General features: G+C 60.0%; 18 protein-coding genes and 1 pseudogene. 7 read left to right on the forward strand and 12 right to left on the reverse strand.

What is annotated here, in order from left to right:
• Positions 1-69 precede the first annotated feature (69 nt).
• From gcvH to GSVR_RS12890, 10 genes and pseudogenes are all read right to left on the reverse strand, one after another.
• Positions 70-456 carry a glycine cleavage system protein GcvH gene (gene gcvH, locus GSVR_RS12840; protein WP_173199801.1) on the reverse strand — a complete coding sequence of 129 codons (387 nt, stop codon included), beginning with the start codon at positions 454-456 and terminating at the stop codon, positions 70-72.
• Positions 457-461: 5 nt separating this feature from the next.
• Positions 462-1,802 (reverse strand): acetyl-CoA carboxylase biotin carboxylase subunit, encoded by a 1,341-nt coding sequence (gene accC / locus GSVR_RS12845; RefSeq protein WP_173199799.1) that lies wholly within the window; start codon positions 1,800-1,802, stop codon positions 462-464.
• A gap of 158 nt (positions 1,803-1,960) precedes the next feature.
• A complete protein-coding gene (gene accB / locus GSVR_RS12850; RefSeq protein ID WP_173200012.1) occupies positions 1,961-2,440 on the reverse strand; it encodes an acetyl-CoA carboxylase biotin carboxyl carrier protein in 480 nt (159 codons plus the stop codon).
• A gap of 70 nt (positions 2,441-2,510) precedes the next feature.
• Complete coding sequence (locus tag GSVR_RS12855) at positions 2,511-3,581, reverse strand: Xaa-Pro peptidase family protein (protein ID WP_173199797.1); 1,071 nt, start codon at positions 3,579-3,581, stop codon at positions 2,511-2,513.
• A 60-nt stretch (positions 3,582-3,641) separates the two neighbouring features.
• Positions 3,642-4,079: a type II 3-dehydroquinate dehydratase gene (aroQ, locus tag GSVR_RS12860; protein ID WP_173199795.1), complete on the reverse strand. Its 438-nt coding sequence runs from the start codon at positions 4,077-4,079 to the stop codon at positions 3,642-3,644.
• Positions 4,080-4,081: 2 nt separating this feature from the next.
• Positions 4,082-4,444 (reverse strand): roadblock/LC7 domain-containing protein, encoded by a 363-nt coding sequence (locus tag GSVR_RS12865; RefSeq protein ID WP_173199793.1) that lies wholly within the window; start codon positions 4,442-4,444, stop codon positions 4,082-4,084.
• Between the two features lie 521 nt (positions 4,445-4,965).
• A pseudogene (aroB, locus tag GSVR_RS12870) lies at positions 4,966-6,084 on the reverse strand (3-dehydroquinate synthase); the annotation flags it as partial.
• Between the two features lie 98 nt (positions 6,085-6,182).
• Complete coding sequence (gene aroC, locus GSVR_RS12875; protein ID WP_173199791.1) at positions 6,183-7,364, reverse strand: chorismate synthase; 1,182 nt, start codon at positions 7,362-7,364, stop codon at positions 6,183-6,185.
• Between the two features lie 150 nt (positions 7,365-7,514).
• On the reverse strand, positions 7,515-9,818 hold the full coding sequence (gene ppk1 / locus GSVR_RS12880; protein WP_173200010.1) for a polyphosphate kinase 1: 2,304 nt from the start codon (positions 9,816-9,818) through the stop codon (positions 7,515-7,517).
• A gap of 239 nt (positions 9,819-10,057) precedes the next feature.
• Positions 10,058-11,689, reverse strand: coding sequence for an AAA family ATPase (locus GSVR_RS12890; protein WP_305040927.1), 1,632 nt, complete (start codon positions 11,687-11,689; stop codon positions 10,058-10,060).
• Between the two features lie 289 nt (positions 11,690-11,978).
• Here GSVR_RS12890 and GSVR_RS12895 point away from each other — a divergent pair, with 289 nt between their 5' ends.
• From GSVR_RS12895 to GSVR_RS12925, 7 genes are all read left to right on the forward strand, one after another.
• The gene (locus GSVR_RS12895) at positions 11,979-13,985 is read left to right on the forward strand and encodes an ATP-dependent helicase (RefSeq protein WP_173199789.1); all 2,007 of its coding nucleotides are present in this window, start codon (positions 11,979-11,981) and stop codon (positions 13,983-13,985) included.
• 219 nt (positions 13,986-14,204) lie between these two features.
• Positions 14,205-15,623, forward strand: a complete 1,419-nt coding sequence (locus GSVR_RS12900) for a B12-binding domain-containing radical SAM protein (RefSeq protein WP_173199787.1) — start codon at positions 14,205-14,207, stop codon at positions 15,621-15,623.
• Positions 15,624-15,750: 127 nt separating this feature from the next.
• Positions 15,751-17,361 carry a methyl-accepting chemotaxis protein gene (locus GSVR_RS12905; RefSeq protein ID WP_173199785.1) on the forward strand — a complete coding sequence of 537 codons (1,611 nt, stop codon included), beginning with the start codon at positions 15,751-15,753 and terminating at the stop codon, positions 17,359-17,361.
• A gap of 189 nt (positions 17,362-17,550) precedes the next feature.
• Positions 17,551-19,626, forward strand: a complete 2,076-nt coding sequence (locus GSVR_RS12910; RefSeq protein WP_173199783.1) for a thioredoxin domain-containing protein — start codon at positions 17,551-17,553, stop codon at positions 19,624-19,626.
• Between the two features lie 122 nt (positions 19,627-19,748).
• Positions 19,749-19,943 (forward strand): ferredoxin, encoded by a 195-nt coding sequence (locus GSVR_RS12915; RefSeq protein ID WP_173199781.1) that lies wholly within the window; start codon positions 19,749-19,751, stop codon positions 19,941-19,943.
• A 68-nt stretch (positions 19,944-20,011) separates the two neighbouring features.
• Positions 20,012-20,374, forward strand: a complete 363-nt coding sequence (locus GSVR_RS12920; RefSeq protein WP_173199780.1) for a hypothetical protein — start codon at positions 20,012-20,014, stop codon at positions 20,372-20,374.
• 281 nt (positions 20,375-20,655) lie between these two features.
• Entirely contained in the window at positions 20,656-21,243 is a 588-nt protein-coding gene (locus GSVR_RS12925; protein WP_173199778.1) for an acyloxyacyl hydrolase, read from the forward strand.
• Positions 21,244-21,271: 28 nt separating this feature from the next.
• Here the strand turns inward: GSVR_RS12925 and GSVR_RS12930 are convergent, their stop codons facing one another.
• Positions 21,272-21,967 (reverse strand): lipoprotein insertase outer membrane protein LolB, encoded by a 696-nt coding sequence (locus tag GSVR_RS12930; RefSeq protein ID WP_173199776.1) that lies wholly within the window; start codon positions 21,965-21,967, stop codon positions 21,272-21,274.
• Positions 21,968-22,059: 92 nt separating this feature from the next.
• Positions 22,060-22,662 carry an outer membrane lipoprotein carrier protein LolA gene (locus GSVR_RS12935; protein ID WP_173199774.1) on the reverse strand — a complete coding sequence of 201 codons (603 nt, stop codon included), beginning with the start codon at positions 22,660-22,662 and terminating at the stop codon, positions 22,060-22,062.

A 22,662-nucleotide genomic window follows, 5' to 3' on the forward strand; every position in this document is an offset into this window, starting at 1 on the left:
CCTTTCATGAAAACGGGACGGGATACTACCGCTATCCCGTCCCGTTGTAACACATTTCCAGCCGGATTTCTAATATCCGTTTTCGACGTAATCGGCATAATCTTCGGCCGACATCAACCCTTTCAGTTCATCGGCGTCATCCAGCGACACCTCTGCAAGCCATCCGCTGTCATAGGGATCGTCGTTGATCAAGCCGGGATTGTCCTGAACCTCATGATTCACGGAGCGCACCGTACCGCTGAAGGGGGCGTAAATCTCGGCCACTGTTTTGCGAGCTTCCAGGGAGCCGAGTGAATCATCCTGTTCCACCTCGTCCCCTTCGTCGGGAAGCTCGGCACCCGAAATCACTCCCAGTTCCTCCTGGGCATAATCGGTAATCCCGATCACCGCCGATCCGTGTTCAACCCGTACCCAGACATGTTCTTTCGAATATTTCAGTTCTTCGGGAAAGTCCATTGCCGCTACTCCAGTACGATTCTTTCCAGGAAGGAGGTATCGATGTTGCCCTCAATGAAATCCTTGTTGGTCATGATCCTCTTGTGGAAGAAGATCGTGGTCTTGATGCCTTCGATGATGTATTCGTCCAGGGCCCTGGCCATGCGCTTGATGGCATCCTCGCGCGTTTCGGCGTGGACGATCAGCTTGGCGATCATCGAGTCGTAGTGCGGTACGACACTATACTGATCATAGACGAAGGAGTCAACGCGAACCCCCAGTCCCCCCGGCGGATGATAGGCGGTGATTTTGCCGGGACAGGGGGTGAATTTGAGAGGATCTTCGGCATTGATGCGGCACTCGATGGCATGACCGTTGATCTTGATGTCATCCTGGGTATAGCGCAGTGGCAATCCTGCAGCGGAACGGATCTGCTCGCGGACGATATCGACGCCGGTGACCATTTCGGTAACCGGATGCTCGACCTGTACGCGGGTATTCATCTCCATGAAGTAGAAATTGTTCTGCTTGTCCACCAGAAACTCGACCGTGCCGACACTGTTGTATCCCACCGCAGCGGCTGCCTTGACAGCGGCGTCCCCCATGGCTGCACGCAGCTCGGGGGTGGTGATGGTAGAGGGTGCCTCTTCCAGCAGTTTCTGGTGCCGGCGCTGAATCGAGCAGTCGCGCTCGCCAAGATGAATGACATTGCCGTGTTTGTCGGCCAGGATCTGGATCTCGACATGACGGGGTTGTTCGCAGTACTTTTCGATGTACACGTCAGGGTTGCCGAACCCAGCCTGGGCCTCGGCACGGGCCGTGGCAAAAGCGTTGGGGAGGGTAGCCTGGGAATGCACGATCTTCATGCCGCGCCCGCCGCCGCCGGCTGTTGCCTTGATGATCACCGGAAAGCCGATCTCCTTGGCGATCCTGACGGCGTCCTCAACGGTGTCGACCCCCTCCTTGGTGCCGGGCAGGATCGGAACCCCCTGTTCGATCACGGCCTGACGGGCGCTGATCTTATCCCCCATGATCCGCATGCTTTCAGGGCTGGGGCCAATGAAGGTAATGCCGCACTTCTCGCAGATTTCGGCAAACTTGGCATTTTCGGACAAAAAGCCGTAACCGGGATGGATGGCCTGGCAGTCGGTCAGTTCCGCAGCGCTGATGATGGCGTTGATATTGAGATAGCTCTGGGCGCTGGGTGCCGGACCGATGCAGACGCTTTCATCGGCCAGTTTCACGTGCAGGGAGTTGCTGTCCGCCTGGGAGTAAACAGCCACCGTCTTGATGCCCATTTCCTTGCAGGCGCGGATGATTCGTATGGCAATCTCGCCGCGGTTGGCGATCAATATTTTATGGAACATGGAGAATGACCCCTTGAGTAAGATTCTTCAATTTTGCCACAGAGACACAGAGAAGCGCTCTAAATATCGATTCCCAAAAAGATTAAGAAACAGCGCGATCAATTTTCCGAAATTCTCTGTGACCCCTCTGTATCTGCCGTGTCTCTATGGCAACAGTTTTACAGCTTTTCGACGACGAACAGCGGATCGCCGAACTCGACCGCCTGGGCGTTGTCCTTGCAGATCTTGACGATCTTGCAGCGGAACTCGGCTTCGATCTCGTTCATCAGCTTCATAGCCTCGACAATGCACAGCACCTGCCCGGCCTCGACAACCTGGCCGACCTCGGCGTAGGGGGCGGCGTCCGGAGCGGGGGCACGGTAGAAGGTGCCGACGATGGGGGAATTGATCGTCTCCCCTTTTTCGGCTGCGGCCGCCGGAGCAGCGGCGGGTGCGGAGGAAGCAGAAACCGCCGCCGGTGCGGCAGGAGCTGCCAGCGGCTGGGGCACGGCATATGCGGCGGGAGCCGGCATGGCGACGTACTCGGTCTTGGAACCGCGGCGGATGACGATCTTTTCGTCGGAATTGTCCATCTCGAATTCGGTGATATCCGTCTCCGTAATCATCTTTATCAGTACTTTCAAGTCTTTAACGTCCATCATCGTCTCCTTTGGATGCAGCCTTGCATTCTCCGGGATTTACCGGTGGTTCTGGCTGTGGAATACACTGCTAAATGATCATCAACTTTTTGGAAACCTGCGTCAGCAAGCGGCACCCGTCGGCAGTGACCGCCACGGTGTCCTCGATCCTGACCCCGCCGAAACCGGGAATGTAGATGCCGGGTTCGATGGTGAAAACCATGCCCTCTTCGGCCATGGCCTCGCTGCGCGGCGAAATCACCGGCTTTTCATGAATTTCCAGCCCGACGCCGTGTCCCAGGCCGTGGCCGAAATAGTCACCGTAACCACGCTCCTGAATGTAGCCGCGCGCCACAGCGTCCAGTTCACGGCAGGCGATCCCCGGCCTCACCGCTGCAATGGCCCGGTCATGCGCTTCCTTCACAATGTCATAGATCTCGCGGCTGCGGCTGCCTGGCTGGCCTACCGCCAGAGTCACCGTCTCATCGGAGTAGTATCCGGCCAGAGCCGCACCGTAATCCACGGTAACCAGCTCCCCCGCCTTGATCAGCTTCTCCGAAGCCCGACCATGGGGCATGGCCCCCCGCTCTCCGGAGGCCACGATAAAATCGAATGCCCGCCCTTCAGCGCCGCGCCGGCGCATTTCGAATTCCAGCTCGCGTGCGATGAAGGACTCGCTGACGCCGGGCCTGATCATGGGAATGATCGCCAACAGAGCGTCGGAAGCCAAGCCGGCAATGGCTGCCAGCTCCTCTATTTCGTTGGTATCCTTGCAGGAGCGGATCTGGTCGAGCTCAGCACCGATCGCCACCAGCTCGGAGCCCTCCTGAATTTTTCCGGAGAGATCCTTGAAAGCGCCCACAGTCACATGGGCGGCTTCGAACCCGATCCGGCCGAGCGCCTGCTCTTTGAGCAGGGTGCCGATCGCCTCGTACTTTTCGAAAAACTGCCGGATTTCGGTGTCAGAGGTTTCCTGTGCAGCCTGGGTGGTATAACGGGAGTCGCACAGCAGCCAGGCAGCCTCACGCGTCAACAGCAGGGCACCTTCGGACCCGCTGAAGCCGCACAGATACCGGACGTTCAACAGGTTCGAAAACAGAATGGCATCGAGACCATACCGCTCGAAAAAAGGCTCCAATTTTGCGCGCCTGTTTTTTAGCATAACTGAATCCGTAAATACAAATTGTTTTTGGCTGCATCACTGCAGCCATACAACGGCCGATCAGCCGTTTTTAGCAAAATTAAAAATAGCCCGCAATCCCAACAGATAGCTGTCAGGGCCGAAGCCGCAGATCTGGCCGACCGCCAGAGGCGCGGTCAGGCTGGTATGGCGGAAAGCCTCGCGGCGATGGATATTGGAAAGGTGCACCTCGACAAAAGGCACCCCCACTGCTGCGAGCGCATCGCGGATGGCGATGCTGGTATGGGTATAGGCGGCCGGGTTGATGACGATTCCATCACAATCACCGGCGACCGCCTGAATGGCATCGATCAGCGCCCCTTCCGAATTGGATTGGAAAAAGCGCACGCTGCACCCAAGCTCGTCAGCCAGCGTTTCTATCGCAGCGTTGATTTCTTCCAGGGTCAGGCTGCCATAGATGCCGGGTTCGCGCAGCCCCAGCAAATTGAGGTTCGGGCCGTGGATTACGAGAATATTCATGGTCAAGTGAGCTCCCGGGCCAGTTCGAAAGACTTGAGGTGCAAGCGATGGCGCCCCATGCCGATGTTGCCCTCACGGGACAGTATCAGCACAGCGAACAGTTCATCGTTCAGCGCGCGCATAATGGCGCGCAGACGGTCCGTAGTGACGCAGACCTCTTCCAGTTCTCCGGCATGTATCACCTCGACCGTACGCCTGATCTCCTTGAGTACGGTCGCATATTCGACGCTGATGAGCTGAAGATCGAAGGCGGCCCCATCCGCCGTGACCTCCGCCACGGCAACGCCGTCAGAGGCCATGACCATGACGGACAGCGCCCCTTCCACACCGGCAATGACGTCGGACAGCATATCCTTCAGCGGCATGCCTTGATCCTTCCGATGGCGTCGAGCCACTCTTCCATTGTGGCGATGGCGCTCTCCGACCTGCTTGGAATGGAATCGTCCACAGGAGGCATGAGCTCTTCTCGCACGGGCAGTTCAGCCTCGGCGCCGGCTGCGCTGTCCGCGACAGCTGGTGAGCCGGTTTCCGTGGCCTCGAGATTGGCAATGCGGGCCCGGATATGCGCATTGGAAGGGTCCTCGGCCAACAGGGCGCGATAGATGCCGAGCGCTTTTCCGACATGCCCCTGCTGGACGTACAGTTCTGCCAAGGTAGCCGTAGAAAGGGGGTCCTGCTGTTCGGCCGCTGCAACCGAGCGGCGGGTCTCTTCCTCCTCGAAACTACCCTCTTCGAGGATATCGGCCTCCTCGAAATCGATGATCTCCGGATCCTCGAAAGTTTCCTCGCCTGCCCCGCTCGCGAACGCCCCGGCGGCAAACATGCCTGCGAGCCCCGTGTCCGCAATGACGTCAGCTCCCTGATCCGGCTCACACTCAGGCCGTTGTCCTGCCAGTCCGCTCAAGGCCAGCAATTGGTCGGGGGGCAGACGTTCCATGCGGTGGGAGCCGATGCCGCGGTTGCAGATAAAGGTGATGGCTCCGCCACGGCTCTTTTTGTCGGTAACCAATGCGTCCAACAGCCTGGCCGGCGCCACCGCGGGGGGGACCAGCGCAAGACCGAAACCGGTCAGCAGCGCCTCGATCCGGGCAGCATCACCAGCCGTACAGTGCCCGTATTGCATACTGACCCGCGAAGCCAGAGCCATGCCGATCGCCACTGCTTCGCCGTGCACCAGCTCGCCGTAGCCGGCCCCGGTTTCGATGGCATGGCCCAGGGTATGTCCGAAGTTGAGGCTGGCCCGCAGCCCGGCCTCCTTCTCGTCCACTTCGACCACCTGCGCCTTGAGCTGGCAGGACCGCAGGACAACCTGTTCGAGCGCCTGCCGCTCCAACGCCAGGATATCTGTGCTGTGCTGTTCGAGATATTCGAAGAAGGGACGATCGAAGATGACGCCGTATTTGACCACCTCTGCCAAGCCGGCCCTGAATTCCCGTCCGGGCAGCGTCTTGAGAGTATCCACGTCGATCAGCACCAGCCGCGGCTGGTAAAAGGCGCCGATCAGATTTTTGCCGCGCGGGTGATCAATGGCGGTCTTGCCCCCCACGCTGCTGTCAACCTGCGCCAGGAGCGTCGTCGGCACCTGGACAAAAGGGATGCCCCGCAGATAGGTGGCTGCCGCATACCCGGCCAAGTCTCCGACCACCCCGCCCCCCAGGGCAACGATGAAGGACGACCGGTCGATTCCCCCTTCGATCAGTGCGTCATAGACGCTGTTCAGGGTACTGCTGTTCTTGTATTCTTCACCATCGGGGATTTCAATCAGGGTGACCGAATTGCCGGCATCTGTGAGCGATTTAAGGACACCATCGGCATACAGGGCGGCGACCGTCGGGTTGGTGACGACTGCGGCGCGGCCGTTCAGACCCCGCTCGGTGCAATACCTGCCAAGGTTCTTCAGAATATCGCTGTCGATCAGGATATCGTAACTGTTGTCACCGAGGCTGACGGTCAATTGGCTCACGGGGCGATCCCTCAAGATGCTTGTAGATGACTGCCGCCACATCTTCCACGGATTTTCCATCCATGTCAATTCCAATGTAAGCGGCTGACGCTTGTGCCGATTCCGGTTACCGGTGCTTGCGGGCCGTGCTGTCCGGGCATTCAGGCCATGCGTATCCGTTCCAGATAGCCGGCGTAATTATGCTCGATTTCCCCCAGCGAGTCTCCCCCAAACTTTTCCAGAAAAGCATTGGCGATCTCGATGGCAACCACCGCCTCGGCTACCACCAGAGCGGCCGGTACGGCGCAGGTATCGGAACGTTCCACCGCTGCCTCGAAGGCCTCGTGGGTACGCATGTCAACGGAACGGAGCGGTTTGTACAGGGTAGGGATCGGCTTCATGGCAGCCCGCAGCACGATCGGCTCGCCGTTGGACATCCCCCCTTCGATACCCCCGGCATTATTGGTGGTGCGATAGTAAGCAGTGGCAGCCCCCTGCTCCAGCCGGCCGGCATCGCGGAACAGTTCGTCATGCACCAGCGACCCGGGAATGTGAGCGGTGCCGAATCCCATACCCACCTCGACCCCCTTGATGGCCTGGATGCTCATCAGCGCCATGGCCAGCCGGGCATCGAGCTTGCGATCCCACTGGACATAACTGCCGAGCCCCGGCGGTACGCCGATGACCTGCACCTCCACCACTCCACCCAGGGTATCGCCGCAGGCTTTGGCGGCATCGATGGCCCTCTTCATCTCCTGTTCGGCAGCCGCATCGCAGCAGAACATCTCCGAAGCGGCAGCGCGCTCCCAGAGCTCTGCCGGAGGCAGATCGGGCCGCGGCGCAGACACCCCGCCAACCTCGCTGACGATCCCCCCCACCCGAATGCCGAACGGCTGCAGCAGCGCCTTGGCCGCAGCACCGACCGCAACACGCACGGCGGTTTCGCGGGCACTGGAGCGCTCCAGGATGTTGCGCACGTCGTCATGGTCATACTTCAGGGCCCCGCTCAGATCGGCATGGCCCGGGCGCGGCCTGGTCACTGCCAGGGAATCGTCACGGTGCTCGGACGACGGCGACATCTTCAGGGACCAGTTCTCCCAGTCGCGGTTTTTCACCACCAGGGTCAGCGGAGAAGCCAGCGTTCGTCCCCAGCGCACGCCGGACAGGATCTCGACGGTATCCCGCTCGATCTGCATACGGCCGCCGCGGCCGTAGCCCATCTGGCGGCGGGCCAATTCGCGGTTGATGGTTTCGGCTTCGAGCGGAATGCCGGACGGCATCCCTTCTATGATGGCGGTCAGTTGGGGGCCGTGGGACTCACCGGCGGTCAGGTAGCGCAGCATTAGTCAGGAAACCTCCATGAGGAATGGGGGGTCAAAGTACCACCGATGCCCCGTTACGGCAAGCAAAACGCGCGCGAAAGCCCGCCGGATGATGTGTTTTCTCAGACCGGAACCGGTGCCTCCTGCCGAACGTTTGAATGGCTGCCACGTTCAGATCTTGAGCTTCGCTTTCTTTTTCTGCTTCATCGAATCCTTGAGACGCTTGGCGGTCCGGACGATCATCATGCGGTGGGTTCCTTCGGCTGCTGCCTCGTCCACCGGTATCCTCTGGATATAGCTGCCGTCTGACTGCATGTCCCAGGCAGAGCGCCGATCGTCCAGGTGGGTATCGAATATGGCCCGCAGCTCGCGGGTAAGTTCTGGCAACTCCACCGGGCAGAGGATCTCCACCCGCGCCTCCAGATTACGTTTCATGGCGTCTGCCGAGGCGACGAAATACTCTTCTGCCCCTCCGTTCCTGAAGTAGTATATCCGGGCATGTTCAAGAAACCGGCCCACCACGCTGATCACCCGGATAGTGTCCGAAAGGCCGGGAATGCCCGGGATCAGCCGGCAGGTGTCGCGCACCACCAGATCGATTCTGACCCCTGCCATGGAGGCGCGGTACAGGGCTCTGACTATGTCGCCATCTTCCAGGGCGTTCATCTTGAACTGGATGTGCCCTCCCCCCTGTTCGGCAGGCACGCTCATTTCCCGCTCGATCCGCGCCAGCAGCGCCTTTTTCAGAAAGCGCGGGGCCGGATAGAGCTTGGTGTAATGGCGCTTGGCCATGAAACCGGTGGTGAGATAGTTGAACAGTTCGGTCACATCCTGCCCAATGGTCCCGTCGCAGGTCAAGAGGCCCACGTCGCTGTAGATGCGGGCTGTTTCGGCGTGGTAGTTGCCGGTGCCGATGTGCACGTAGCGTTGCAGCCCAGTGTAATCCTGGCGCACCACCATGATCAGCTTGCAATGGGTCTTGAACCCGACCACGCCATAGGTGACATGAATGCCGGCCTCTTCCATGCGTTCCGCCAGCCGGATATTGGCCGCTTCGTCGAAGCGCGCCTTCAGTTCCACCACCACCGCCACCTGCTTGCCGTTCTGGGCGGCCAGCACCAGCGCATCGATGATCCGGCTCTGGGCCGAGGTGCGGTACAGAGTCATCTTGATGCCGCGCACCTTGGGATCTGTTGCGGCTTCTCGCAGAAAACGCTCCACCGAGGTGGAGAACGATTCGTAGGGATGCTGCAGCAGGATAGCGCCGGCGTCGCGGATGACGTGGAATATGTTGCGCTGGGATTGCAGCAGCGGATGATCGACAGGGTGATAGGGGGGATCGTGCAGCCGGGGGTAATCGAGCCGCGCCAGTTCGAACAGGTCGCGCATGGCCAGCATGCCCGGCACCTCGAATACGTCGCTCACCTCGTCCAGCTCCAGTTCCGCGGCCAGACGCCCCCGGTGTACCGGATCCATTCCAGAGCCGATCTCCAGCCGGACGATCGGCGCAAACTTGCGCTCCTTCAGCTCCGACTCGATCATGGCCATCAGGTCGTCGGCCTGTTCCTCGTCTTTTTCGGTGTTGGCGTTGCGGGTGACGCGGAACAGCTCGCAGGCCAGGATCTCCATGCCCGGAAAGAGCATGTCCAGATTGTTCATCATCACGTCCTCCAGCAGGACGAAATGATCCCCCTTGCCTACCCGCAGGAGGCGCGGCGTGCCGAGCCCGACCGGCACCTTGATCCGCGCCAGGGAGGTCTCCTTGGCCTTGGGGTAGCGCAGCGTCACCAGCAGGTTGAGCGACAGATTGGAGATGAACGGGAACGGATGGGCCGGATCGATGGACTGCGGGGTCAGAAGAGGAAAGATATTGGTATAGTAGTGCTCGCGCAGCAGCTTTTTTTCCTTGGGCAGCAGATCCCGATACTGCTCGATGATGATGTTCTTTTCTTCCAGAAGCTGCGCCACCTGCAAAAAGAGCGCATGCTTGTGCGCCTCCAGCTTGCGCACTGCGGCATGGCACTCGACGACCTGCTGGCGGGGAGTGCGGCCGTCAAGGGTCAGCTCGCGCATACCGGCGCCGATCTGCTGTTTCAGACCGCCGATACGCTTCATGAAGAACTCGTCCAGATTGGCACTCACGATGGCAATGAACTTGACCCGCTCCAGAAGCGGCGTCCGCGTGTCCTCAGCCTCGTACAGCACGCGCTGGTTGAATGACAGCCAGGTCAATTCGCGGTTCAGATACCACCTGCTGTCGGACAGATCGACCTCGGCTCCTCCCGACGGAGGCTCAACAGTCGGCGCATTCCCGGGTTCAAGGGCCACCGCCTTTACGGACCTGGTTCTGGCCCCTCTGTCTCCGGCTTTGGCAGGCTTGACCGCATGCGTCTTCGGCTTGGCCTTGGCGGCCTTCGATTTGCCCTTCGCTTTTACGTGCTTGATCTTTTCCAGCTTGGGGGGTGCTGCGGCCATGCCCGGGTCAGCGGAAAGGGCAGCATCCTTGACTGCTTTCGGGCTTTTCGTCTTCTGCGATTCTGTCACCGGAAGGACTCCGTTTCAAAGTGGTAATGGTGCGAACAGTACAGGTTTCCCGACGACTGCAAGGACATACCCCGAGAGCTCGATCCGCCGGGGTTGTTGCCACTTCTACTTCCCTGCCTCCTGTTTTCTGCCGATGCTACGACTGCCGGACATGGCGCCCCGGCATTCCGCTACAACGGAGGCCGGTCCCCCAGTTTCCATTCGGCCCGGATATGGTAGGGCCTGGTGGTATAGGCTCGATACACCGCGGTACCGTCATATTCCAGCAGCGCCTTGAGGCGGTCCTGCATTACCGGATTATCGACCCTCTCCAGTGCCTCGGCTTCGGTCAGCCAGCAGGCCTCGGCGCTGTCGCCGGTCGGCGCCAGATCTCCGTTCAGGTAGCGCCCCTGAAACGTGAAGATCAGCGCCGCAGGGGGTGAAAGCTTGGACCACACCGCCGCCAGTGCGCCCGGCTCGATCTCCACGCCCGATTCCTCGCGTACCTCGCGGCGCAGTCCCTCCACCAGATCCTCCCCCTCTTCGATCCGCCCCTGCGGAATCTCCCATCCGCGCTTGTGGTTCCTGATCAGCAGTACCTCGTTGGCGGCATTGCGCACCAGGCAGCCGACCACCACGCACTGCAGCGAATGATTGCCAAAGGTGGTGCATCCCCTTTCCTGCTCCTGGGGTACAACCACCCCTGCTGCCACCGCCTCCCCCGGAAGCGAAAACAGGTCGTCGAGCCGCTCGAAATCGAACTCGCTTCCCGACAGTTTCCAGATCAGCTCCAGCTTCTCCCTGTCATCGGCAGTGATTTTGGAGACATCCCGGGTGATCTTGCGGTACAGTTCTGCGGAAACCTGATTTTCGGCGCGGATATAGGGGACATTGCTGTCATCGAGGATCTGCTGGGTGATGGGGCTGATCGGCACCGAACCGGAGATCACCAGCCCGACGATCCTGTCGTGATACTGAGGCATGCGGTAGAGATGCGCCATGGTCACCAACAGTTGATCCCTGCTGCTGTTGACGATCAGCAGCGACGGCGACTGCAGGAGTTCCGCCACGCGATGGGTCGATGCGGCCCCCACCTGCACCCGGTGAATTATCCGGTGCAATTCCTGCCGGTTGCCGTGCAGCGGCAGGTCCAGCAGCCGGGATATGCGGCTCAGGGTGGGATTGGCCAGCACCGGGTGATAATTGAATCCCCCGATTACCCGCAAAGGTCCGCTTTTCAGGGCCCGTTGCAGATAATCGAGCGTCCGCGACCGCTTCTCGGCGATCATCTTGTTGACCAGGATCGCCCGCACATCGACCCCTTCCTTCTCGAACAGCGCCAGGATCAGGGCCAGTTCGTCGACCACGCTCCCCAGTCCGCCGCCGGTCACCAGCAGCACCGGGGCATCCAGGAGCTGCGCGATCCGCGCATTGGAGAGCTGCATGATCGAGCCGACCCCGGGATGACCGGAGCCTTCGATGACAATGAAATCGCAGCGTTTCTCCAGCTCGGCGCAAGCCTTCACGATTCTTTCCTGCAGATCGTCGGGAGAAACCAGCCCGTCGACCATCTGATGGGTCGTCTCCGGCAGGACCACCACCGGCGACATCAGTTCCAGGTCCCGGGACAGGTCGAACACCTCCGACATCAGCGCAACATCCTTGTCCACCACCATGCCGCGGTAGGTGACCGATTTGGCGCCAAAGGGCTTGATGTATCCGATCCGCGTGTACTTCTGGCGGGCCAGGTGCAGCAAACAGAGACTGGTGGTGGTTTTTCCGCTGTCCTGCCCAACCGCGGCGATGAATACTTTCTTGGCCATCGATCTCCCCTTCTGTGCTTCATAAGGTTTTCAAGGTCTTTTCAGTATAGCAAAAGCGGCGGATAATCGCTCGGCAGCGTGAGAAGGATTTCATTCCGAAATACACGAAACCCGCCAGAAAAAGCAATCGAATTTGCCGCATCGCAGACAGGTTCCTAATGCCGTGATATTTCCGCTCCCTCTCGGGCAGATCTCCCCGAGGCGTGCCGACACCGTTTTCCGGGTTCCGAAACAAATGTTCAAAACATTTTTGCACTCCCTGTCACCTCTGTGATAAAAACGACCCCCTATGAAAAAACTCAACCTGCCGCAGCAACAGGCGGTACAGCATACCGAAGGCGCCCTGCTGATCCTGGCCGGCGCCGGTTCCGGCAAGACCCAGGTCATCACCACCCGCATCGTTCATCTGTTGAGCCACAAACGCATTCCGGCCGAGAACATCCTGGCAGTGACCTTCACCAACAAGGCTGCCCGCGAGATGCGCGAGCGCGTCGCCGCCATGGCCGGCAAGGTGGCGGAAGGGATAGTCATCTCCACCTTCCACTCGCTGGGGGTGCGCATCCTGCGCCGCGAAATCCGCTCCCTGGGGTTCAAGCCCAATTTCTCGATCTACTCCTCCTCGGACCAGGCCGGGGTGCTGCGCCAGGCCATGCGCGACCGCGACATCGACCCCAAGCAGATCGAACCTGACCAGATCCTCTGGAAAATTTCCGGCCTGAAGAACCGCCTGATCGGGCCGCAGGAGTTCAAACCGGAAAGCTCGGACCGCGTCGATCTGGCCACAGCCGCAGTCTATCCCCGCTACCAGGAACTACTCAAAGGCTATAACGCCATCGACTTCGACGACATCATCATGTTGTCGGTCAGGCTCCTGCAGACGAATACCGCCATCCTGAGCTACTGGCAGGAGCGCTTCCGCTACATCATGGTGGATGAATATCAGGACACCAATGCCTCCCAGTACCAGTTGATCTCCCTGCTGGCGCACAAACACGGCAACATCTGCGTGGTCGGCGACGACGACCAGTCGATCTACGGCTGGCGCGGGGCAGAGGTGCAGAACATCCTCAACTTCGAGCACGACTATCGCGGTTGCCGAGTGATCAAGCTGGAACAGAACTACCGTTCCACCAGCTCGATCCTGGACGCGGCCAACAGCGTTATCAGGAACAATTCGGTCCGCACCGACAAATCGCTCTGGACCGCCGTCGGCAAGGGGCGCGAGATCGAGCTGATCGTGGCGGCCGGCGAGGAAGAGGAAGCTGCGCAGGTAGTGAACGGCATGATGCTGGAGCAGTTCAATCACAAGCTCTCCTGGTCGGACATGGCGATACTGTACCGTTCCAACGCCCAGAGCCGCGCCTTTGAAGAGCGGCTGCGCCAGGAACGGATACCCTACGTGGTGGTGGGGGGCCAGCAGTTTTACGAGCGCAAGGAGGTCAAGGATGCCATCGCCTACCTGAAGGTGATCGACAATCCCAGCGACGAAGCCTCCTGGCTGCGGATCATCAACTTCCCGCGCCGGGGGATCGGCGACGGCACCCTGCTGCACCTGAACCAATGGTCCCTGGAGCACGACGTGCCGCTGTTCGAGGCGCTGGGGCGGGTCCGGGAGATCCCGGAGATATCGGAGTCGTCCAAAAAGGCGGTGTCCGGCTTCCATGCGATGATGAAGGGGGTGATCGACGGCTTCGGCCGCACCGATCTGGGCAAGCAGGTCAATGCCCTCTTCAACCGCCTGAGGATCGAGGACGAACTCTACCGTACCCTGAACGATGCCGCCCAGGCCCGGAAAAGGATCGAGAACATCGAGCAGGTGGTCAACTCGCTGGCCTCCTTCGAGGAGCAGAACCCGCGCGCCACCCTGTCCGCCTTTCTGGAGCGGATCTCGCTGATGGACGAGGACAAGCCGTCGGAGGACGGCAAGGAGCACGGCCAGAACGCGGTCACGCTGATGTCGCTGCACTCCAGCAAGGGACTGGAGTTCAGCCATGTCTGGCTGGTGGGCATGGAGGAGGATCTGCTGCCGCACAAACGCTCGATCGAAGAGGACCCGACCGTGGCCGAAGAGCGGCGGCTCTGTTATGTCGGCATTACCCGCGCGCGGCGGCATCTGACCATCTCGCGCTGTCAGACCCGCAGAAAATACGGGGCTCTGGAACAGCGCATCCCCAGCCGCTTTCTGGCCGAAATACCCGAACACCTGCTGGTGAATATCTCAGGCGATGATGGAGACAACGAAACCAAATCGGTTGATATGGCTGCAGATTTTTTTGCACGCATGCTGGGAGAGTGACCCGGTGCACCATGGAACAACCCCCGAAAACGGAGGGCATGAAAACGGAATGGTGTCCTGCCGGATTGAACCATCCGGGACAGCAGCTCCGGCTGAATGGAGACAGGGAGAGCTCGCAGCTGCGGTTTTTTTTCTGGCTTCCCCCTCCCGTTTCTGCAAAAATGCGCCTGCATCGTGCAGCGTCAATGCCGTAGCTGCACGCATGGCAGGAGACTGACAGTGAAAATCCTCTTCCTACATCCCCATGGCAGCAACTGGCTCGGAACCCAGAAAGACATCAGCACGATCTTCAACCTGATGCCCCCCCTGGGCATGATGAGCATTGCAGCAGTGCTGGAGCGGGAAGGATTCGCCGTCGAGCTGATCGACTGCTACGGCGCCCCTGCCGAAGCGCCGGCACTGGCTGGGGAAATACTGCGCCGCAATCCCGATCTGGTCGCCTTTTCATGCACGACATCCTCATTCCTGGAAGGCAACCGGATCGCCGAACTGATCAAGGAACGCCGCCCGCAGGTGGCTACCGTGGTGGGGGGCGCCCATGCCTGCACCATCGGGCCTTCCCTGCTGGACTCCTTCCCGGCCATCGATTACCTGGTCATCGGCGAAGGGGAACGGACCATGCTGGAGCTGGTACGCTCCGGCCTCAGGAACCCGGAAGCCATCCCCGGAATCGCCTGCCGGATCGACGGCAAGGGCACCCTGACGTCACCACGGGAACTGATCGGGAACCTGGATGAGCTCCCTTTTCCGGCCTACCACCTGCTGCCGCGTTTTCCCGGGCGCTACAACCTGCCGCTGTTCAGCTATCCCAAGGCTCCCAATACCAGCATCATTTCCAGCCGGGGCTGCCCCTACCGCTGCTCCTATTGCGACCGCTCGGTATTCTCCCAGGGCTTCCGCTTCAATTCCCCCGAATACATCGTGGAACATGTGGCCATGCTCAACCGCGACTACGGCATCCGGCACGTATTCTTCTACGACGACCTGTTCACCTTCGACCGCAGCCGGGTGGCCGAGTTCTGCGACCTGAAGGAACGCCGCGGCCTGAAGGTCGGCTACAACTGCATCGCCAGGCTGGAACATATCGATGCGGAACTGCTGGCACTCCTGAAGCGCTCCGGCTGCTGGCAGGTCAACTTCGGCATTGAATCGGGGGATCCGGAGGTGCTCAGAAAGCATCGCAAGTTCTTCGGTCTGGATGAAGTCGGCCGGAAGCTGCAGATGGTCAGGGAGGCCGGCATGCGCGTCAAGGGGCTCTTCATGATCGGCTTGCCGGGCGAAGACGAGACCGCCATCCGCCGCACCATCGAATACGGACTTTCGCTGCCGCTGGACGAGATCAACATCACCAAGTTCACCCCCTTTCCCGGCGCCCCGATTTACCGGACCATCGGCGATTACGGCACCTTCCGGGAGGACTGGGACCTGATGAACTGCCTGAACTTCGTGTTCATTCCCACGGGCATGACGGAAGATCGGCTGCAGAGTCTCTACGACGAGTTCATCCGCCGCTTCTACCACCGCCGCCAGATCCAGCTCGGATACGCCTCCATGCTCTGGAAATCGCCCCATAGTTTCCTGATCTTCATGCGCAATCTTCCGGAAATCCTGACCTTCGCGCTCAGACAGGGATGGTAATGCCCCTGGTCACTGTTTCTGGTATCATTTTTTCCATAGATTGAGTGGTTGCCCGATTTCGACGGGCAGACCAAATCACCACAGTACTGCTGTAATGCTGTGCAATCCAAACAAGAGGTGCGTCGTCATGAAGATCAGAACCAAGCTGGTTATCGCCTTTCTGGTGGTAAACTTCCTCACTCTGCTGGTCGGTCTGTTTTCGATCCAGAAGATTTCCCAACTGCTGACAATCTCCACGGATATTGCATCCGCCCAGGTGCCGACCATCAGCGCCATCAAGGAGATAGACTCGCTGGTTGGCGGCTATCGGCGGTCGGAACTGTTGATGGTTTTGGCAAAAGAGCAGCAGGATATCGACAAATACGTCAAACGGGCCGATGAAGCGGCCGGGAAGCTGAAGACCAAGATGGCCGGCTACGAAAAACTGATCGACAGCGAGGAGGAACGCACCGCATTCGAGGTGTTCAAGAAGGAACTGGCGGAGTGGCAGGCCGTGCACCCGAAGATAGTGGCATTGGCTCTCCAGGGCCAGGATGGTGAAGCAACGTCATTGATCCTGGGTGATTCCAGCCGCCACTTCAATGCCGCCATCAAAAGCCTCGACGACAGCCTCAACGCCAACATCAAGCAGATCGGCACGGAAAGCAGCGAGAGCCTCCGGATCAATTCATCCGCCCGCCTGTGGATCGTGATCGCCCTGATCGTGACGATCATCCTCGGACTGGTAATCGCCCTGTCGACGGCCCGCAAGATCAGCACGCCGATTGCGGATCTGGCCCACCAGGCACGGCAGGTGGCGGACGGCAATCTGGCGGTGACGATCGAACAGAGCTCCAACGACGAGGTCGGCAGCCTGGCTGCATCGTTCGGACAGATGATCGGCAACCTGCGGGACATCATCGCCAATGTCGCCGCGACCTCCGGCCAGGTGGCCAGCGCTGCCAACCAGCTGAACAGCACTGCCGAACAGATCGCCACCGGGGCGGAACAGGTGGTGGGACAGACCAGCACCGTGGCAACTGCCACGGAAGAGATGGCCGCCACCTCGGGCGATATTGCCCGCAACTGTTCCATGGCCGCCCACAGTGCCCAGCAGGCCAATGTCTCCGCACTGGCAGGCTCATCGGTAATCCGCGGCACCGTGGAAGGCATGAATCGCATCGCCACCCAGGTGAAGGGCACGGCTGCATCGGTCGAGGGACTGGGGGCCCGTTCGGACCAGATCGGCGCCATTGTCGGCACCATCGAGGATATTGCCGACCAGACCAACCTGCTGGCGCTGAATGCGGCTATCGAGGCTGCCCGGGCAGGTGAACAGGGACGGGGCTTCGCCGTTGTGGCCGATGAGGTCCGGGCGCTGGCCGAGCGGACCACACGGGCCACGCGGGAAATCGGAGAAATGATCAAGGCCATTCAGCAGGAAACTAGAAGTGCGGTGGCCGCCATGAACGAGGGGGTCAGGGAGGTGGTGCGCGGCACCGAAGAAGCGTCCCAATCGGATGAAGCGCTGCAGTCGATCCTGGACCAGATCGCCACCGTGAACATGCAGGTGAATCAGATTGCCACAGCCGCCGAGGAACAGACGGCAACGACAAACCAGATCAGCAGCAATGTCCTGCAGATCACGGAGGTTGTCACCCACACCGCCGCAGGCGCCCAGGAATCGGCGGCGGCATCGGCGCAGCTGGCATCGCTGGCCGGAAACCTCCAATCCCTGATCAGCAGATTCAGACTGTAAACCGGGTGGGGCAGCTATCGCCCGAACAGGGAATACGCTGCCCCGCCCGTTTGAGACAGCCTGGCTGCCTCGCACAGGACACTGCAAGAACTGCTGCTGCCAGGCGGCGCAACCAATTGCTTCCCGCAGTGCGCGTCGCGGATTCAGAAATATGCACCGGACCGGCTCTTTCTACCTGAGGAGGTGGATATGATGAAAACACAAGACAGTGGCGCCTATATCGCCAATCTGATGCGCATCGACAAGACCACCCTGCCTGCCGACGGCGGCGAACGTTTCAACCGCCTGATCTTCGCCCGCAGTCCCTATCTGCTGCAGCATGCCGAAAATCCGGTGGACTGGTACGAATGGGGCCAGGAGGCATTCGACAAGGCCCGTACCGAAAACCTGCCGATCCTGCTGTCCATCGGCTATGCCACCTGCCACTGGTGCCATGTCATGGCCCACGAATCCTTCGAGGATGCCGAGGTCGCCGCACTGCTCAACGGCCGCTATGTCTGCATCAAGGTCGACCGCGAGGAACGCCCCGATGTCGACGACTTCTATATGACCGTTTCGCAGGTGCTGACCGGCAGTGGCGGCTGGCCTCTCAACATCTTTCTGACACCGGACCGGCGCCCGTTCTTTGCCATGACCTATCTGCCCAAGCTTGGGCGCAGCGGCACCGGCGGACTGATGGAACTTCTGGCGAATATATCGATTCTCTGGGAACAACAGCCCGACAGAATCGAGAAAAACTGCCGCGGGATCATGGAAGCCCTGGGACAGCTTTCACAGCAACCGGCCCAGGAAACCATCGAAATAACGGAAACCGTGGAACTGGCCTTTGAACAGCTGTCGCGAAGCTACGACCGCGACTATGGCGGTTTCGGCACTGCTCCCAAATTCCCGATGGCCGTCAATCTCGACTGGCTCATCGCACAGGGCACCGAGGGGAACAAGGAAGCACTGAAAATGGCGCTGCATACGCTGCGCAGCATACGCCAGGGGGGCATCTGGGATCAGCTCGACGGCGGTCTGCACCGCTATTCCGTCGATCAGGAGTGGCTCGTGCCGCACTTCGAGAAGATGCTGTACGACCAGGCCCAGATTGCCATGTCAGCCATCAGTGCCTACCAGGCCAGCCGCGACCCGTTCTTCAGGGAGATGGCGGACACGATCTTCGGATTTGTGGCCCGGGAGATGACATCCCCGGAAGGGGGCTTTTATTCGGCCCTGGACGCCGATAGCGAAGGAATGGAAGGGAAGTTCTACCTGTGGGACAAATCCGACGTGGACCGGATTCTGGGGGCTGACGCGGACCTGTTCTGTTCCTATTTCGACATCACCGCGGAGGGCAACTTCGAGGGGCGCTCCATACCGAACATTCCGGTCCCCCTGGAGGAATTCTGCCGCCAGGAAGACCGGAGCATGGCTGCAACGGAGCGCGCACTGGAGCGGTGCCGGACGACCCTGCTGGAACAGCGGGAGGGTCGCATCCGGCCGTTGCGGGACGAAAAGATCATTACCGCCTGGAACGGCCTGATGATCGCGGCCCTGGCCAGGGGGGGCGTGGTCCTCGACACTCCCGCCTATACCGAGCGCGCCGCCCGCGCCGCGGACTTCATCCAGCAGCGCCTGCAACGGCCCGACGGCAGGCTGCTGCGCAGTTACCTGAACGGGCCCGCAGATATCCCCGCCTTTCTGGAAGACTATGCCTTCCTGTGCCACGGGCTGATCGAGCTATTCGAAGCGACGCTGGACAATGCCTGGCTGGACCGTGCGCTGGGACTGGCCGACCAGATGGCGCGGCTGTTCTATGATCCTTCGGCACAAACATTCTCCAAGACCGGCCATGATGCAGAACAGATGCCGGTGCGTGCCTCCCTGGAGCATGACGGCGTCATGCCGTCCGCCTATTCCCTGGCTGCCGGCTGCCTGGTACGCCTGGGGCACGCAGCCGAACGTCCCGACCTGCACGACCTGGCTCACGTGCTGCTGGCCGGCACCCTTTCCGAAGCCGGTCGGCAGCCTGCGGTACATCTGGGGACCCTGGCAGCCTACCTGAGGCTGGAAAGCGAGCCGGTCATCGTACGACTGCAGGGGCGCCGCGATTCTCCGCAGGTGCGGGAGCTGCTGCGCACGACCAAGAGCAGCAGCGTGCCCCACCTGGTCATCCAGTTCTCCGAAGACGACCACCAGGGGCGAGCCTCTGTCTGCGCCCATGGCGCCTGCCATGCGCCTACCTCCGATTGCGGTACCCTTGAAAGACTGCTGGCGTCCTGAATGAATCGACCGTGCCGGAATCGGCTCCATCCTCGCCGATCCGTTCCGCTTGCGGGATTGCATTTGTGCGATAAACTATCGACAGGCATGCAGTCTGATCACTTCTCCAAAGGAGCACACATATGGCAAGGGAACCGTGGGTCGATGAGGATATCTGCATCAGTTGCGGGCTCTGCATCAGCAATCTTCCGGACGTCTTCAGATTTGCCGACAACGGCAAGGCCGAGTGTTTTGATCCGGAAGGAGCCTCGGAAGACGAGATTCAGAGCGAAGCGATCGACATCTGCCCGGTTTCGTGCATTCAGTGGAAAGACTGAAGGCTGGTTTTCCCCCTTTGCCCTTCCCATACCGCGCTACACCACCTTGAGATCAGGAGGTAAGGCAAATGAAAAAACCGTTTATCGCCATTCTTGCAGTATGCACGTTGTTCGCAGCGGCTCCGCTCATGGCAGATGAGGTGCCGGCCTCGCAAATGGGAGGAGCGCCGGGTTCGCAGGTCCAGACACCCGAATCGCAACCGGAGGGAGCGCCGGGGTCCCAGGTACAGTCACCCGAGCAGAAGGATGAATGCCTGCTTTACTCCAAGAGATGCCTGCAGACCGCAGAATCGCTGCAGCAAAAGATGAGGAGGCTGGACACCGAGATCAAGAAGGGCACCAAAGTCTACACGCCCGAGGAACTCAAACGACTGCAGGATAAATTGAAAGATCTGAACGACCTCATGGACAGAATGCTCGACAATCCGTAACTCGCCTGCCTCGGTATTCTGCCTGACATACTCCCCGCATGGTCTGAGACAAAAGCTTCTCGCCTGCAAAAAAGGGTGATCCTCCGGGATCGCCTTTTTTTTGCGCTCGCAGTACCGGTGATCGAAGATGATTGCAAATGTGGCTGCCAGTCATTAAGATACCTGCGCCTTGTGCCTACTCTGCTGCACGGATGTGCGGCGCAGGGCTCTCGCACGTACGCCATGGCAGCCCGGGCTGCGGCTGCCTCCCGGATCCAACGACAACCGTTAGAGGAAAAAACATGAAAACGATAGCAACGCTTGCAACTGTTGTCATGCTGCTGATCGCCATCCCGCAGGACTCGTCGGCCGGCAACCCGGTTTCCCTCGCCGACGGGGAATATGGATTTCTCACGGGCTACGGCATCTCGCACATCGGATTCGGCGCCACACAGCACCAGGTGCAGACCTGGGATGCGATCGCGCGGGCAGGTTTTTTCATGTCCGGGGAACTGGGGCAGGGGCACTGGTATCAGGGGCGGCACGAGACGGTTTTCGAACTGCCGTACCACATGGCAGTCGATCATGGGGGACGATCGATGGTAGGGTTCTACGTGTTGGGGCACTGGCGGTTCACCGGCCTGGAAAGCATGGCACCCTATGTGTTCGCCGGAGGAGGGCCGGTGTATGTCGACCTGGGGCTGCCGACCATGGGGACAAAGCTCTGTTTCAGCTATCAGGGGGGCACCGGGCTGCAGTATTTCCTCGATAGTTCAAAGGCACTGGACCTGCAGTACCGTTACCACCATATCTCCAACGCCGGCACCGCCGAACCGAACGAGCCGCTCAACTCCAGCAAAATCCTGATGGGAATTTCGGTGTTCTACTGAAATCCGCTCCCCGTTTTTCAACAACCTTCTAGGGAACTTTGATTTCGGACAGGGGCACTACCTTCATGCCCTCCAGCCGCGGCAGGAGCACCGAATCTTCGAGGGGCATATTGACCTCGGGCTCGTCGAGCACCAGCCGGAAGCGATCTTCGCGGGTGTTGCGCATCTCAACGACGGTGGCCACCGGCACACCGTTGAAAACCTTGTATTTTTCGTAATATACCTGGTCTCCGTCAGGCGAGACCTTGGAGGTCACCAGGCCGTTCTCGAAGGTGACCTTTTCCACAAAACCGAGCTTTCCGACCCGTTCCACCGTGCCGTTCAACTGCCGGTCAACAGGCGCATCCACCTCCATCACCCAGCGCATCAGGCGCCACCCCTGCAGCCCCCCCTGAGCGGGCAATTCGTCAAAATTTCCCACATAAGCCGTCATCTGGGAAGGATAGACCAACGTAATTTTGTTTCCCAGGCTGAAGGCCTCCATCAGGGTCGTGCCAAAGGGGGACAGCACCACCAGGTGGAGCTGGTCGGGCTTGCGGAAAACAAGGTACCCATGGCCGGACATGCCGCGCTCGGAGGACTGGATCGACAGGGACACCGATGATGAGAGCGTGTCCACCGTCGCGCCCGGCTGAAAATCGAGCAGCACCAGCGGCGTCGTGGCGCAGGCGGCGGTCAGAAGCACCGTTGTCAGCAACAGGAGTTTAAGTATGAGAGTTTTCATGGGAGTATGATGTTCTCCTGAGTCCTGAGATCACAACTACCGGAGCTCCTGAAAGGCGCCGGCTCCAGTGGTGGCGATCCGGAGGTCGGACTCTAATCCAGCTTGAAGTCTTTTTCGGTCAGGCCGGTGTTCCGGCGCATATTGCGAAAGGTCATCACCGCCCGGTCGCCGTTCTGTTCGACAATCACGAGCCGCTTCACCGTGCCGTCCTCCTGAAAGGATATCACCAATTCCCTGACTTGCCCCTTGCCCTGGGGCAGAATCGTGACGGTATAGGTCTGTCCGGTCCGGTCGGCCTGCACCGCTATCCCCTCCGGCACCGTAGTGACCGGAGTGGCGATTTTATCGAACCAGCGCTTGAGTCCCTGTTCCGGCGGCAGGACGATCCGGTTCCGGTCACCGTCGTTGCCCATGACCTGTTCTATCACGGTATCACGCAGCACAATGCGGCTGGCATAGGGGGCCGCGATCTGAAGATAGAACAGATCCGGCTTGCGGAAACGCACGCTGCCGGTCATGGTGATGGTGCGCTTCATCATCGACAGCCGTTTTTCCTGGGTCATCTCGGCGGAAAAATCGTTGGTGCCGGCAAAGGCCTTGCGCAGAGCCTCCAGCCCTTCAACCGGAGTGATCTGGCGGGCGTGGCCCGTCAATGGACACAACAGCATGATAATGATCAGAATCAGACGACGCAT

The organism is Geobacter sp. SVR (assembly GCF_016865365.1).
Taxonomy (GTDB): domain Bacteria; phylum Desulfobacterota; class Desulfuromonadia; order Geobacterales; family Pseudopelobacteraceae; genus Pelotalea.

Excerpts from the sequence above, each read along its gene's own strand:
- gcvH (WP_173199801.1), bottom strand. The coding sequence starts at position 456 with ATGGACTTTCCCGAAGAACTGAAATATTCGAAAGAACATGTCTGGGTA.
- accC (WP_173199799.1), bottom strand. The coding sequence starts at position 1,802 with ATGTTCCATAAAATATTGATCGCCAACCGCGGCGAGATTGCCATACGA.
- accB (WP_173200012.1), bottom strand. The coding sequence starts at position 2,440 with ATGGACGTTAAAGACTTGAAAGTACTGATAAAGATGATTACGGAGACG.
- GSVR_RS12855 (WP_173199797.1), bottom strand. The coding sequence starts at position 3,581 with ATGCTAAAAAACAGGCGCGCAAAATTGGAGCCTTTTTTCGAGCGGTAT.
- aroQ (WP_173199795.1), bottom strand. The coding sequence starts at position 4,079 with ATGAATATTCTCGTAATCCACGGCCCGAACCTCAATTTGCTGGGGCTG.
- GSVR_RS12865 (WP_173199793.1), bottom strand. The coding sequence starts at position 4,444 with ATGCCGCTGAAGGATATGCTGTCCGACGTCATTGCCGGTGTGGAAGGG.
- aroC (WP_173199791.1), bottom strand. The coding sequence starts at position 7,364 with ATGCTGCGCTACCTGACCGCCGGTGAGTCCCACGGCCCCCAACTGACC.
- ppk1 (WP_173200010.1), bottom strand. The coding sequence starts at position 9,818 with ATGGCCGCAGCACCCCCCAAGCTGGAAAAGATCAAGCACGTAAAAGCG.
- GSVR_RS12890 (WP_305040927.1), bottom strand. The coding sequence starts at position 11,689 with ATGGCCAAGAAAGTATTCATCGCCGCGGTTGGGCAGGACAGCGGAAAA.
- GSVR_RS12895 (WP_173199789.1), top strand. The coding sequence starts at position 11,979 with ATGAAAAAACTCAACCTGCCGCAGCAACAGGCGGTACAGCATACCGAA.
- GSVR_RS12905 (WP_173199785.1), top strand. The coding sequence starts at position 15,751 with ATGAAGATCAGAACCAAGCTGGTTATCGCCTTTCTGGTGGTAAACTTC.
- GSVR_RS12910 (WP_173199783.1), top strand. The coding sequence starts at position 17,551 with ATGATGAAAACACAAGACAGTGGCGCCTATATCGCCAATCTGATGCGC.
- GSVR_RS12915 (WP_173199781.1), top strand. The coding sequence starts at position 19,749 with ATGGCAAGGGAACCGTGGGTCGATGAGGATATCTGCATCAGTTGCGGG.
- GSVR_RS12920 (WP_173199780.1), top strand. The coding sequence starts at position 20,012 with ATGAAAAAACCGTTTATCGCCATTCTTGCAGTATGCACGTTGTTCGCA.
- GSVR_RS12925 (WP_173199778.1), top strand. The coding sequence starts at position 20,656 with ATGAAAACGATAGCAACGCTTGCAACTGTTGTCATGCTGCTGATCGCC.
- GSVR_RS12930 (WP_173199776.1), bottom strand. The coding sequence starts at position 21,967 with ATGAAAACTCTCATACTTAAACTCCTGTTGCTGACAACGGTGCTTCTG.
- GSVR_RS12935 (WP_173199774.1), bottom strand. The coding sequence starts at position 22,662 with ATGCGTCGTCTGATTCTGATCATTATCATGCTGTTGTGTCCATTGACG.